Here is a 13,429-nt window from a genome sequence, read left to right on the forward strand (position 1 = left end):
CGTTCATCGATGCACACTCTTCGGAGGATTGACCGCTTATGGCGGATGTTTTTCTTGCGAGATCAAGTTGGTTGACCTCCCCAGGTCATACTTTCTGATCTCTAGATGAAAAAGAGCGTACGGCCGCTCGCGCGTCCCTGTACGCTCTTGAGTTATTTTGGTTCGCTTACGCGCCAAGCCGCAGCAGAAACAACTCGATTCCGAGCACCTTATCCACGGCCCCGGTCTTCATCTGGTAATCCAGATTGGCGAGATGGTTCAATATGCCTTCAAGACGTGCCGTCTGAAACTTTCGGGCCTGCTCGCCAGCAATCTTCACAGCATAAGGATGCACCCCGATTTGGGAAGCAATCTGCTGCTGCGAGTAGCTCTGGGTGGATAACGTCTTCACCTGCAGAATGATTCGGAACTGTCTGGTAATCAGGGCCGCAATCTTGATGGGCTCCTCACGCTGCTTCAGCAGCTCATAATAGATCCCCAGCGCCTTGTCCAATCGGAGATTGGCGATATCCTCCACGAGCGCAAACACATTCTGTTCCGTGCTGCGCGCCACCAGCATATCCACGGTTGCAACATCAATGGCTCCGTCGGCTCCCGCATACAAACACAGCTTCTCGATTTCACCCGATAAAGCCTGAAGGCTGGTTCCCGCATTCCGAACAAGCGCTTCCGCCGCGCCTGCGCGCAGCGTGCAGCCGCCTTTCTTCACCTGCTTGTCCACCCAGCGAAGAAGTTCATCCCCGCCCAAAGGCATGAAGGAGAGGGCAACCCCCGACTTCTTGACCGCCTTGACTACCTTCTTGCGCTCATCCAGCTTTTCCTGCCCCACCATAAAGACAATCACGCTATAATCTGCGGGATCGGTCAAATAATCCAGCAAAGCCTCTGGACGATGATCCACTTTCCCGTTATCTTTTGCAGCCGTAAAAAAAGCCGTATCCCGGACGAATATCAGTTTTTTCTGAACCATAAAAGGAACCGTCTCCGCTTCCTCCACCACGGTTTGTATCGGAACTTCCCCTAAATCCATGTGAACCAGCGCAAAATCCCGGTCTTCTTTCGGGATCAGCTGGGCTTCCAGAAATTCCGCGAACTCCTTCATCTGAAATTTCTCGCTGCCGTACAGCAAATAGACGGAAGACACGTCTCCCTGCTTGACTGCCTTGGCCGCCGCTTTGGCATCCATCGGCGTCCCCCCTTTCTACTCTGTACACTATACCAAAAAACATTGCCCGAATGCGATAGACGTCAATCATAAAAAACGAAATCGCCCACGCGAAAACAAAGAGACCTCGGCTTAGGCAGCGGCAAGGTCCCTTCGTCCCAACACATCTATATAAACGCCGGCAAGCATGCTCTAGAAACACCTCGCCGCCGGTCATACGACGGTAGTTGGTATAATGCTCTCTCTAATATATTGTATTCATATCTCCCGGCATTGGTGCGCCGAATGTATTTATATCTGTATAATTCTATGGTTTAGGCTGTTTCTGCCCCGCAGACGCCGGTGGCTGAGCCTTCTCTATGGAGTAGACGGATTCAACCAGCTCTTTGTTCGTCTGTACCTTGTACTTGAATGTTAAGCCGTCCTCGGACCATTGACCGGATACCCAGCTTCCGCCAAGCGGAATCCTCTCGACCGTTTCCACTGCTTCAGCTGAGGTCTGGTCTCCCGACGGCAGGCGATAAATCACCAGATATTCGGCCTCCAAAGAGGCTCTGTACAGACCATCCGGGGACGGCCATTGTTCCGGCACCATCGCCAGCCCTTGGTACGATCCCGTGGAACGGTCGGAAGATTCCGCGCTTCCAGCGCCTGCATCGCCCGCAGGGTCGCTGATCGGAGGCAACTTCTCGGTTTGGACGTCCATGGCTTCATAATCATTAGGCGAAGTCTGGATGCTCATGCTCTCCGAGTTCTGCCCAGGCTCGTCGACCGGAGGGTTCGACTGGCTTGCGTCATTTTTTTTGGGTACCTCATTGCTGCTTCTTGCAGGTTGGTCTGGCACTTGAGGCTCCCCGTCATTGTTCTTCTGAACCGGAGTATTAGAGGCTGCTGCATCTTCCCTGGTGTCTTTAGCCCCATCCGATGGATCTGTCTTCTCCTTCGATTCGTCGTTCGGGCCCGGACTCGGATCGGATTCCGACGATTCCGGCGGCGAACCCCACAAACCTGCGGAAGGATCGCTCCCCTCGTTCGCCGTACTGCCAGTCTCCGCGCCGCCATCGGCGGCAAACGGCTGAACCATATCCTGAATCTCCGTCTCGGCCGAATCCTCGTTTGCTCCCGCGCTGGTCGTGCTCGCCTCTTCATACGGAATCTCCGCATCGGACAACATCTTCGGTTCATAATTAAAAATTGCGACGCCGAGAATCAGTACAGCGGCGGCAGCCCCGATCGCCGTTCTTCCGCCAACCGTGCTCCACCAGCTGCCCGCACGCCGCGGACGCCGAATGTCCGGCATCATTTCGGCAGGCTCCTGGCTTTTCACGGCCGGAGGTGCGACAAGGCTCTCGCGATCACGGTCGATGGCATCCAGTTTAGGCATGATAGCGTCTACCAGACTGACAGGCGGGGTAACGGCCGGAAGATCTTCAAGCTCTCTGTTTAATGACTTTAATATGTTAAAGGTCTCCGCACACTCGGGACACACGGCAATATGCTGATACATTTGGGCCGTCTCATCGGTAGTAAGGTCTCGGTCCAAATAGCGGTGCATGCGTTCCACCACCTCTTGGCAATTCATCCTGATACACCACCTTTCTGATGCTCTTGGAGCATATTCTGCAGCTGCTGCCTGGCCCTGAACAAATAGGATTTCACCGTATTGAGCGGAAGGTTCAGACAATCAGCGATTTCGTTGTAGGACAGGTCCTGCAAATACCTTAAGACAATGACCGTGCGATGATGATCCGGCAATTGGTTAATGGCCTCCTGGATATCCTGGGCCAGATAGCCCGACATCACTTCCCTTTCCACGTCGAGATGATCCCGAAACACCATGTCATGCTCATCGATGGAAACCGTCGGCTTCGTTCTGCGGAATTTATCGATGCATATGTTGGTAACGATCCGCTGGACCCAAGTCTTGAACTGGGCTTTCTCCTCATAGGAGTTGATCTTCGTATATACGCGAATCAGTGCTTCCTGGGCTGCATCCATGGCATCCTGTTCATTGTTTAAAATGTAATAAGCAGTTCGGTAAACATGTTGCTCAATTTCTCGCAATAGGGTGATTAGAGCGTCGCGATCGCCCGATTGAGCGGCTCTTATGAGTCCCTGCTCCACCACAGTGGATCCCCCTCTCCCTGCATACATACAGACGGATAGAATTAAAAAAATGTTGCAGTATGTAACCTATTAATTTTTTCAGGAAACTTCATCTAACTATACCAAATATAAAGATTATAGTCATCCGCTGCATTTTCCTATAAAGATCATACTACGAAACCCGGTCCCAGGAACAGCGGGCGTCTTCATGGAATCTTCGTTCGCGTCTCAATATGCCCGTTCTTGATCCTCATCTGGATTTCGCCATGAAGGTTGGTTTGATAGATGACGGACCGAAAACGTTCCAAGCGGCCGACCACGTCCGGATGAGGATGACCGTACATATTGTTGACGCCGGCAGAAATTACCGCGGCCGTCGGCTTCCATGCATTCAGCCATAGGGCGGATGTGGATGTCTTGCTTCCGTGATGGGCCACCTTCATGACGTCGATCCGGTCTTCGGCAACAAGCGGTGAGACTGCCTCATCTTGGGATTGCCCCTCCAGGTGCTGCAGTATTTTCCGTTCGGCTGCTTGATCCGTATCCCCGGTAAATAAGACCCGGCTGCCGTTCATCTGAAGGACAAATACTAGTGAAGCATGATTTTGCTCCTTAATCAACGGTAATGGTTTGATGACTTCTCCACTTTCTGGGAAAAGAGGGGATAAAAATCGGATCTCCGTGTGACCGTCAAGTTTCCATACGGAATCCACTCCTGCCCGATATACGGGAATGCGCTGTTCAACCGCGGATAACATCAGCTTCCGGAAGGAAGCGGATTCGGTCAAGGTCCCATTAAACACGACGGATTTCACGGGGATTTCCTGCAGAACAGCCAGAAGTCCCCCTATGTGGTCCTGATCCCCGTGGGTCATGATGACGGCTTCAAGCTGGTGCACGCCCCGTTTTTTCAACAAAGGCACTACCACTTTCGCTCCTACCTCGTACGGAGCTTTCCTTTCCTTCCAGGCATCCTTCTCCTTGCGAAAATTCACCGTCCCTCCACCGTCAATGAGAACATGCTTGCCCGAAGGCGTTGTGACCAATATCGAATCTCCCTGTCCCACATCCAGGAATTGCACCAGTCCCGCCCCTTGCGTAGACGGCGACTGATAGCCGCTGTACAGCAGCACAATCAAAACCCCAGACAGCAGGGCTATCGCAGTTCCCGGGGCATACCGTTCGATATGATGACTGGCACGAAGGAAGCCTCTCCATCGCAAAGCACCGGCCAATCGACCCACGATCGGCAGCGTGTCCACGCCGGACAAGTTTGCTCTACCGCCCCATGGCGGGCGTCCGTCCAGTGGCTCCGTATCATTCGAACCGTTCTGCCCTCCCTCGGGATTCTTGAATCTCTTGTTCAAGATGGACAGCAAAGCATACAGGACAACGAAATAACACAGTATCCAGGCTAACGACGGGGACGGCCACAATGTCATAAAAACCGAAGAACCATTCATCCATTCAACGATCCGGAACGTGATATGGTTTAACCATTCGGTCACGGCGGCCAGCCAGCCCGCCCCGCGCATCCATACCCACCCCATCAACAGAGACACCATGCCTAAAGGCAGGACGACCAGGCTAATGACCGGAACGAGGATCAGATTGGCGAAAACTGAAATAAGCGAGACCTGGTTGAAGTAATAGATGGTGAGCGGAAAGGAAATCAGCTGCGCCACGACCGTTATGCCGACGGTTCCCCCCAGCCAGCGGGGCAAGAATGTCAGCAGCGGCATCAGCTTCGGCACGAATATCATCAAACCCGCCGTCACGATGAAGGACAGCTGAAAGCTGACGTTCACGAGAAAATACGGATTCCACACCAGCATGGCAAGCGCGGCCACGCTGAGGATATGCAGCCCATCCTTCAAAAGCCGCCGCCGCGCAGCATACAAACCGATCATTCCCATGATGCCCGCGCGCACGATGGAAGGACTCGCCCCGGTTAGCAGGACATATACCGGAATCAGCCACATCACCACAGTCAGCGAGGCCTCCCTCGTCATTCGAAGGGTTGTGCATACGAATAGCAGGCAACCTACAACCACGGCCACATGCATGCCTGATATCGCAAGAATATGAGTCAATCCCAGACGCGAGAACTCCATGAATGTATCGGGATCCAAGTCATCTTGATTGCCAATGACGAGTCCCTTCATATAACCAGCATGGATGCCGCCGTACAATTGATCCAGCTTGCTTCCAAGCTTGTCGCGAAGGGCATCATTCCATCTGAGAATATGGCTGAATTTCCAGCTGTCGGGCGGTTCGACCACCGCTTGGTCCGAGCCCTTCACTTTGACGATCCAATGAATCTTCTGAGTACGCAAATACTGAAGGTAATCAAACCCGCCAAAATTGCGGGCTACTCCAGGCTTTTGCATTTCCCCGCTCAGCTGTATGCGGTCCCTCCGCTGCCATTGCTTCACAATCTCCAGCTCCGATTTATCCAGCAGTTTTACTTGAACCATAACGATATCATCTGTATTCAGCATCATGCTGTCGTTCGGATCGGTTTGTTTTTGCACCGCCGGATGCTTGGCTTGGATCATCAGATCTGCCCGCTGCAAGGTTACCTGGAAATCTGCCCGGTCGCCATCCACCTCGATAGGTGAAGAAATCACCCCGAACGCAGTAACAGGAATGGCTTCAGTCGACGCTTCCGCTGCAAGGACCGACTCGAAATCACTTACATTCGCCGCATCATGCCATTCCCAGTATACGAGCCCGATACGCACAATGAGAATAGCATGCAGATCGTATAAAGGCGCCCTGCACCCACCCACTGGCATACAGCTAATAGTAGAAGAATTAGCCCGACCGCAATCATGGCGAGCTTCCATCCGTCATACAGGCATGCAGCACCGCTGCCGATCACCCATAACACGGTAAACACAAGTAATGGCCTTCGCTTCATCATTGAATGTATCCCTTCTTGACAAAATAAAAAAGGAACCCTTGCCTGCAAATCGCAGTCAAAGGTTCTTCCTCCATAACTTTCTATTCCTATCATTCGCAATCGTCAATGCATGAATTATTCCGCTACCGTCATCAAGGTTTCGCGCGGCGGCTCGTAAGCTTCAAGCTGCCGGAACGAAATCCCCTTCTGCTCCATCATGCGGGACACCTTGCCGGAGTCCTTGGGATAAGGGCGATGGAACACAACCTCGACAATGCCGCTGTTGGCCAGCATGTTCGCACAGGTCCAGCAAGGCTGATCTGTCACGTACACCGTGCTACCCTCCCTGTCGATCCGGTCCGTGAACAGCAGCAGATTCTGCTCAGCATGGATCGTGCGGATGCAGCGCTGCTTCTTCACCATGCTTTCCTTGCCGTCCTGCACGACTAATTCATAATCCTCCGCGATCATACAACCTGCTTCCGAGCAATCAGGCACCCCCATCGGCGCGCCGTTATAAGCTGTCCCGAGCAGCTTCTTGCCCTGCACCAGCACCGCTCCCACATGACGCCGAGGGCATTGAGAACGGGTAGATACCATAAAGGCAATATCCATGAAATAAGTATCCCAATCTTTACGTTGATCTGCACTCATCATCTGTCACCTGTTCCTTGTCAATATCTCCTTTATTGTAGCACATAGCTAAAGTCCTACGTAAGGCTTCATCTTCTCCAGCATTTTGGGCCCGATGCCCTTTACGTTCAGCAAGTCGGCTTGACTTCGAAATGGACCAAACTGATTCCGGTAATCGATAATGGCCTTGGCTTTCGCCTCGCCTATGCCGGGCAGCTCCATCAGCGTGGCTGCATCCGCCGTATTCACATTGATCAATCCGGACGGATCCGGAATGGACGGCGGCAGCGCTGGAGGTTCATTGGCAGAGACCGGTTGACCGACAGCCTCCGTCGGGGATGTAGCCGGGGAAACGGCTGCCTGATTAGAAGCTGAAGATGGTGAGGTTTCCGCACCTTGGCCATCCCCGGCCGCAGCAACCAAGTCCAGACTTGGCACCGGTTCCTTCGCGTTCGTGACGGGTTCGCTTTGTCCACCCTGAGCGGTCTTTGCAGCATCAGAAGAATCCGTTCGAGCGTCAGCAGGAGCTGCGGCCCCTCCCGCATCCTTATCCCGTGAATCGGAAGCAAGCGCCTTCGTACCGGCGCTCTCCTCCATGGTCATGACTTGCTCCAGCTGTTCGTTTAACGGCTGCCAGCCTTCGATCCCCTGTTCCGTACCGCCGGCAAACAAGATGAGTCCGCAGCCCGCAAGCGTTGCGGCAAGACTCCAACCTAAAGATATCCGTTTCATCCAAGACCTCTCCTTTACTTCAAAGTTCAATTCGTACAATCTCTGGAATAATCTTCGGTTATTCCCCCTCCGAAATCGCATGAAAAACCGTCATGAATCGGCATCTTCCCGGCATACATTAGACGTAAGGACGGTACATTTCTGCCGTAAAGCGCGAAAGGAGGGAACATACACATGAAGGTCGGTTTTATCGGTACGGGCAGCATGGGTAGTCTGTTGATCGATGCCTTCATTCAATCGGGCGCACTCCTGCCTGAGCAGATTCGGGTCAGCAACCGAAGCCCTGAAAAGCCGCTGCAGCTGGCAAAACGTCATCCCGGTCTGACGGTATGCAGCTGTAACACGGAGACGGCTTCTCAAAGCGACCTGCTATTCCTATGTATCAAGCCGCTGGAATTCAAAGCGGTCATCGGCGAAATCAAGGATCGGCTCGAACCCCGGCAAATCGCCATATCCATCACGAGTCCGGTCCAACTGATCCATCTGGAATCATCGCTGCCCTGCAAGGTAGCGAAAATCATACCGAGCATCACTAACATCACCGGAGGCGGAGCATCGTTATGCATGTATGGTTCCCGAATAAAAGAAGAAGACAGGCAGCTTATAGAAAGCCTCCTGTCTTATATCAGCAGGCCGCTCAAGATACTGGAATCGCACACGCGAATCACTTCCGATTTCTCCAGCTGCGGGCCTGCTTTTTTAAGTTTATTCATGGAAAAATGGATCGATGCTGCCGTTGAAATGACCGGAATCGACCGCAGGTCCCTCAATGCATTAGCTGGCGAAATGCTGCTTGGCACCGGCAAGCTGCTAACGGAGGAGGGCTTCTCCCCCGAAGAGCTGCAAAAGCGGGTGGCGGTTCCCGGAGGCATCACGGCCCAGGCTCTGGCACTGCTGGAATCGAACCTGGACGGGTTGTTCTACCAATTGATCCAAACCACACACGAAAAGTATGAGGAGGATTTGGCCAAACTGGATGCTGCCTTCGGTTTTACGATTAACCGGCCACGATATTGACCAGTTTACCCGGTACGGCAATGATTTTGCGAATACTCTTGCCTTCCAGCGCCTGCTTGACATTTGGAAGGGAGAGGCTATGTTGTTGCATGGCTTCTTGGTCCATGTCTTTCGCGATTTTGGCGCGTTCCACGATTTTGCCGTTGACTTGCACCACGATCTCGACTTCTGCCTCTACGGTCCAAGCCTCGTCAAACTCAGGCCATGGCACGTAGGTCACGCTCTCCGTGTAGCCTAAACGGCTCCACAGCTCTTCAGCCAGGTGAGGGGCAAGCGGGGAAAGCAGTTGGACGAAGTTCTCCATCGCCTTGCGAGGAAGCACTTCGCTCTTGTACCCCTCGTTGATGAATATCATCAACTGGCTGATCGCTGTGTTAAAACGCAGATGCTCAAAGTCGTCGGTCACTTTCTTAATCGTTTTGTGCAGCGTGCGTTTGAATTCGTCCGTACCCTCGCCATCCACGATTTTAGGATTCAATTGACCGTCGTCTCCGATGAACAGACGCCATACGCGGGAAAGGAAACGGTGCGTTCCTTCAACGCCGTTGGTGTTCCATGGCTTCGTCGCTTCCAGCGGCCCCATGAACATCTCGTATACGCGCAGCGTGTCAGCGCCATACTCGTTCACGATATCGTCCGGATTGATGACGTTGCCGCGGGATTTACTCATTTTCTCATTGTTGTTCCCCAGGATCATGCCCTGATTTACCAGCTTCTGGAAAGGCTCCTTCGTATCGACGACGCCCAGGTCATACAATACTTTGTGCCAGAAGCGCGCATACAGCAAGTGAAGCACAGCATGCTCCACGCCGCCGATGTACAGGTCAACCGGCAGCCATTCCTTCTGCTTCTCCTTGGAGCACAGTTCGTCCTGGTTATCCGGATCGATGTAACGCAGGTAGTACCAGCAGCTGCCGGCCCACTGCGGCATCGTATTGGTTTCGCGGCGGGCTTTCATGCCCGTTTCGGGATCAATTGTTTCCACCCACTCCGTCACGTTGGCCAGCGGCGATTCGCCGGTACCAGACGGTTTAATCTGATCCACATCCGGCAGGAGCAATGGAAGCTGATCTTCCGGCACGGTCTTCATCGTTCCGTCTTCCAGATGCAGAATCGGAATCGGCTCGCCCCAATAGCGTTGACGGCTGAACAGCCAGTCGCGCAGACGGTAGGTTACCTTCTTCTTGCCCTTGCCCTCTTTCTCCAGCCATTCATTCATCGCCTGAATAGCCGCTTCATTATCCAGCCCGTTCAAGAAGCCGGAATTCACGTGCGCGCCGGTGCCGGTATATGCTTCCTCCTCGACGTTTCCGCCTTGAACGACTTCAATGATCGGAAGACCGAATTGCTTCGCAAACTCCCAGTCCCGGCTGTCATGTCCCGGAACCGCCATAATGGCACCGGTGCCGTAGCCGGCAAGCACGTAATCCGCGATCCAAATCGGTACCTTGGCGCCGTTTACCGGATTGACGGCATACGCGCCGGTGAATACGCCGGTTTTATCCTTGGCCAGATCCGTCCGCTCCAGGTCGCTTTTACGTGCTGCCTGATCCTGATAAGCTTTCACCGCTTCACGCTGATCGGCCGTCGCAATCTTGTCCACGAGGTCATGCTCCGGTGCCAGGACGCAGTAGCTTGCGCCGAACAGCGTATCCGGACGAGTGGTGAACACCTCCAGATGACCATCATACCCTTCGATGTCAAAACGGACCTCGGCGCCCGTGGATTTGCCGATCCAGTTGCGCTGCATATCCTTCAGGCTTTCGCTCCAGTCCAGCTCGTCCAGATCCTCCAGCAGGCGATCCGCATATTCGGTAATGCGCAGGATCCATTGGCGCATCGGCTTGCGTACGACCGGATGGCCTCCGCGTTCGCTCTTGCCGTCGATGACCTCCTCGTTCGCCAGCACAGTGCCGAGCGCTTCGCACCAGTTCACCGGAACCTCGGCCACATAGGCCAGGCCGCGTTTATAGAGCTGGATAAAGATCCACTGCGTCCATTTGTAATATTCCGGATCGGTGGTGCTGATCTCGCGGTCCCAATCATACGAGAACCCGAGGGATTTGATCTGGCGGCGGAACGTATCGATATTCTGCACGGTGAACTCCCGAGGATGTTTGCCCGTGTCCATCGCATACTGCTCTGCCGGCAGGCCGAAGGCGTCCCATCCCATCGGATGAAGCACGTTGTATCCGCGCATCCGCTTGTAGCGGGACACGATGTCCGTTGCCGTGTATCCCTCCGGGTGACCTACGTGCAGGCCTGCGCCCGATGGGTACGGAAACATATCCAGCGCGTAAAATTTAGGTTTGGACGAGGCATCTTCCGTTTTAAAGGTTTTGTTCTCATCCCAATACTGCTGCCACTTCGGTTCGATGGCCTGCGGCTGGTAGCCGTGGCCGGTTGGTTGATTGTCCGTCATACTTCATTGCTCCTCCTTCACAGTCGAGAGGCAAGGCTTGCGCCATAGCCCAAAAAAACAAAAAAACCTCATCATCCATAGCGTTGATCGCTAGGGACGAGAGGTTTGATTCCCGTGGTACCACCCTAGTTAGCCAAAGGCATGCTTTGCCTTTCGCTCCCTTTGCATCCTTATCGCGGATAAGACGACGATGCTTCATCGGCCGATTCTGCCGGAATACAGCCCTCCGACGGCCGGGTTAACACCATTGCTCCGAGGCGAGTTCATCCCTATCGTCAACCGGTTTTCACCAGACACCGGCTCTCTGCATGATCGAAATTGGAACGATTGATCCTCATCATCGCGTTCATATTACCGTTTTAATGTGGCTATTATACCCAAAAAGCACGATCAAGTCAACGAAAGCTCTTCTCCGCTTCTACGGTAATGTTCCGGCGTCGTCCCGACCATGGCCTTGAACATCCGGCTGAAATGGGCCAAATGCTTGAACCCGGACGCCTGGCTGATCTCCGTTATGCTCAGATGGGGGTGGAACCTGAGCATGATTTTTGCCTGGTTGATCCGCCGATGATACACATATTTGAACACCGTCGTTCCGGTCACTTCCTTGAATAAGGAGGATAAATAGTGTTTCGTGATATGCATGTCGCGGGCGATTCCCTCCAGCGTCAGATCCAGCATATAATTCTCCTCGACAAACGATACGACATGCTGGACATGCCGCTCCTTCTCCGAGATCGAGTCGTGATCCTGCACGGCGGCCTGGCACCAATCGGCGATGACGTACATCATCTCCTGGATTCGAAGGGTCATCCGCTCCTGACCAAAGCCGGCCGTGGAGGACGACAGGCGGTGTATATCGGCCAGCATCCCTTCGAATTCTTCCCGGTTCTCCCCCGTCAGCGTCATGCGATGATTCCGCAGCGTTTCGAAGGGGTCAAGCAATATCGATTTGGCCGTCTCCGAAAGCCCCTTGCAGATCCAGGCCGGATCAAAATGCAGAATGCTCCTGACATATCTGGAATCGGGTTCAACGTTCGGACAGTGCAGCGTAAGCCCGTTCATCAGGAGCAGATCCCCCGGTTTCAGGGTGAACACGGAATCGCCGATCAAATACGTGCAGCGTCCCTCATGGAAATAATAAATTTCATAAAAAGCATGCGAGTGAAACTGGCCTCCCGACAGCGGCTGATCATTGTAATAGGTCAGATCGAACGGCGCTTGAAGCTGCATGCGGTCAAAGCCTGGCATCATATCGACAGATGAGGTCATCTAGAGAGTCGCCCCTTTAGCGATTTTGGAGTCGTCTAACCCCCAACCCTCAACGTAACGGGGTTTTCTCTATTATAAATGATTTTAGGGAATGCGCACGGCTTCATTTTGGGCAATCACGCACAATTCTCCGGCCTTGAAGGCATGCTCCTGGGACATGGCATGTTCCGTGCGTTCCAGGCAGTCCAGGATAAGCTCCCCGAAAAACGGATAGCCCACTTTCCCCTGGAGTTCCATATGAAACTCTCCTTCACCGTTAACCAAGTACAGATGATCCCCATGCGGATGCCTTGCGATATCGATGTATTTGCGAAGCTCGATGTATCCTTCCGTTCCCAGAATAAAGGTTCTGCCATCGCCCCACGTGCCAAGGCCTCCGGGCGTCAGCCAATCGACGCGGAAATAATTGGTGGCCCCATTGTCTCCCACAAGCGTCGCATCCCCGAAATCCTCCAGCTCGGGGTATTCCGGATTCGCATAATTGCCCACCTTGCTGCTGAGCACCTTGGCATCGCGGCATCCCGCATAAAACAAAAATTGTTCGATCTGGTGGGAGCCGATGTCACACAGAATGCCCCCGTACTGTTGATGACGGAAAAACCAGTCCGGGCGGGAGGACGCATTTAAACGGTGCGGTCCGGTTCCCATCACTTGCACCACTCGCCCGATCGCCCCGTCCTGAATCAGCTTCCCGGCATGGACGGCACTCTCCACATGCAGCCTTTCACTGTAATAGACCATGTATTTCTTGCCCGTCTCCGCGGCTTTCGCGCGTGCAGCGTTCACCTGCTCCAGCGTGGTGAACGGCGTTTTATCCGTGAAATAATCCTTGCCGTGCGACATGACTTTCAGCCCAAGCTCGCACCTCTCCGAAGGAATGGCGGCAGCCGCCACCAGATGAACTTCGGCATCTTCCAGCACCTGGGCCTCGGAGGAAGCCACGGCTGCCTCCGGGTATGCCTTGCAAAAAGCCGCAACCTTGGCGGGGTCTGGGTCATACACCCACTTCAGCGTCGCCCCGGCCTCAATCAAGCCGTTGCACATGCCGTATATATGGCCATGCTCCAGCGACATGGCTGCAAAAATAAATTCTCCGGGCTTGCACACCGGCTGGGCCTTGCCCACCGGCGCATAGAGCATTCCATTACTGCGATCCATACCAAGAGCCTCCCGATTG

11 protein-coding genes and 1 other annotated feature are annotated in these 13,429 nt (G+C 53.7%); of the genes, 1 reads left to right on the top strand and 10 read right to left on the bottom strand.

All coding sequences use genetic code 11. The features are described from left to right. Nucleotides 1-166 precede the first annotated feature (166 nt). From holA to BMX45_RS22135, 7 genes are all read right to left on the bottom strand, one after another. Entirely contained in the window at nt 167-1,186 is a 1,020-nt protein-coding gene (holA, locus tag BMX45_RS22110) for a DNA polymerase III subunit delta (RefSeq protein ID WP_015734173.1), read from the bottom strand. A 286-nt stretch (nt 1,187-1,472) separates the two neighbouring features. After that, nucleotides 1,473-2,747: a zf-HC2 domain-containing protein gene (locus BMX45_RS22115; protein WP_090911876.1), complete on the bottom strand. Its 1,275-nt coding sequence runs from the start codon at nt 2,745-2,747 to the stop codon at nt 1,473-1,475. Then, nucleotides 2,744-3,292 (bottom strand): RNA polymerase sigma factor, encoded by a 549-nt coding sequence (locus tag BMX45_RS22120; RefSeq protein WP_009590814.1) that lies wholly within the window; start codon nt 3,290-3,292, stop codon nt 2,744-2,746. The genes BMX45_RS22115 and BMX45_RS22120 overlap by 4 nt, the downstream gene beginning before the upstream one ends. 185 nt (nt 3,293-3,477) lie before the next feature. Next, on the bottom strand, nt 3,478-6,015 hold the full coding sequence (locus BMX45_RS22125; RefSeq protein WP_254778184.1) for a ComEC/Rec2 family competence protein: 2,538 nt from the start codon (nt 6,013-6,015) through the stop codon (nt 3,478-3,480). Beyond that, nucleotides 5,967-6,197, bottom strand: coding sequence for a hypothetical protein (locus tag BMX45_RS31960; protein WP_254778185.1), 231 nt, complete (start codon nt 6,195-6,197; stop codon nt 5,967-5,969). Before BMX45_RS31960 ends, BMX45_RS22125 begins: the two co-directional genes overlap by 49 nt. 114 nt (nt 6,198-6,311) lie before the next feature. Further along, complete coding sequence (locus BMX45_RS22130; protein ID WP_090912139.1) at nt 6,312-6,830, bottom strand: deoxycytidylate deaminase; 519 nt, start codon at nt 6,828-6,830, stop codon at nt 6,312-6,314. Between the two features lie 48 nt (nt 6,831-6,878). Continuing rightward, complete coding sequence (locus BMX45_RS22135; RefSeq protein ID WP_090911878.1) at nt 6,879-7,541, bottom strand: ComEA family DNA-binding protein; 663 nt, start codon at nt 7,539-7,541, stop codon at nt 6,879-6,881. Nucleotides 7,542-7,715: 174 nt separating this feature from the next. Here BMX45_RS22135 and comER point away from each other — a divergent pair, with 174 nt between their 5' ends. Next, nucleotides 7,716-8,558, top strand: coding sequence for a late competence protein ComER (gene comER, locus BMX45_RS22140; protein WP_090911881.1), 843 nt, complete (start codon nt 7,716-7,718; stop codon nt 8,556-8,558). Here the strand turns inward: comER and leuS are convergent. The 3 genes from leuS to BMX45_RS22155 all read right to left on the bottom strand — a co-directional run bounded on the left by leuS (nt 8,539) and on the right by BMX45_RS22155 (nt 13,410). Beyond that, nucleotides 8,539-10,980 carry a leucine--tRNA ligase gene (gene leuS / locus BMX45_RS22145; protein ID WP_090911883.1) on the bottom strand — a complete coding sequence of 814 codons (2,442 nt, stop codon included), beginning with the start codon at nt 10,978-10,980 and terminating at the stop codon, nt 8,539-8,541. The genes comER and leuS overlap by 20 nt on opposite strands. 89 nt (nt 10,981-11,069) lie before the next feature. After that, nucleotides 11,070-11,330 (bottom strand) — a binding site (T-box leader). Between the two features lie 40 nt (nt 11,331-11,370). Further along, on the bottom strand, nt 11,371-12,252 hold the full coding sequence (locus tag BMX45_RS22150; RefSeq protein WP_090911885.1) for an AraC family transcriptional regulator: 882 nt from the start codon (nt 12,250-12,252) through the stop codon (nt 11,371-11,373). A gap of 84 nt (nt 12,253-12,336) precedes the next feature. Continuing rightward, a complete protein-coding gene (locus BMX45_RS22155; RefSeq protein WP_090911887.1) occupies nt 12,337-13,410 on the bottom strand; it encodes a Gfo/Idh/MocA family protein in 1,074 nt (357 codons plus the stop codon). Nucleotides 13,411-13,429: the final 19 nt, after the last annotated feature.

The sequence above is a fragment of the Paenibacillus sp. cl141a genome, assembly GCF_900109305.1.
Lineage (GTDB): Bacteria > Bacillota > Bacilli > Paenibacillales > Paenibacillaceae > Paenibacillus_AQ > Paenibacillus_AQ lautus_A.

Excerpts from the sequence above, each read along its gene's own strand:
- BMX45_RS31960 (WP_254778185.1), bottom strand. The coding sequence starts at position 6,197 with ATGATGAAGCGAAGGCCATTACTTGTGTTTACCGTGTTATGGGTGATC.
- comER (WP_090911881.1), top strand. The coding sequence starts at position 7,716 with ATGAAGGTCGGTTTTATCGGTACGGGCAGCATGGGTAGTCTGTTGATC.
- BMX45_RS22135 (WP_090911878.1), bottom strand. The coding sequence starts at position 7,541 with ATGAAACGGATATCTTTAGGTTGGAGTCTTGCCGCAACGCTTGCGGGC.
- BMX45_RS22130 (WP_090912139.1), bottom strand. The coding sequence starts at position 6,830 with ATGAGTGCAGATCAACGTAAAGATTGGGATACTTATTTCATGGATATT.
- BMX45_RS22155 (WP_090911887.1), bottom strand. The coding sequence starts at position 13,410 with ATGGATCGCAGTAATGGAATGCTCTATGCGCCGGTGGGCAAGGCCCAG.
- BMX45_RS22150 (WP_090911885.1), bottom strand. The coding sequence starts at position 12,252 with ATGACCTCATCTGTCGATATGATGCCAGGCTTTGACCGCATGCAGCTT.
- holA (WP_015734173.1), bottom strand. The coding sequence starts at position 1,186 with ATGGATGCCAAAGCGGCGGCCAAGGCAGTCAAGCAGGGAGACGTGTCT.
- BMX45_RS22115 (WP_090911876.1), bottom strand. The coding sequence starts at position 2,747 with ATGAATTGCCAAGAGGTGGTGGAACGCATGCACCGCTATTTGGACCGA.
- leuS (WP_090911883.1), bottom strand. The coding sequence starts at position 10,980 with ATGACGGACAATCAACCAACCGGCCACGGCTACCAGCCGCAGGCCATC.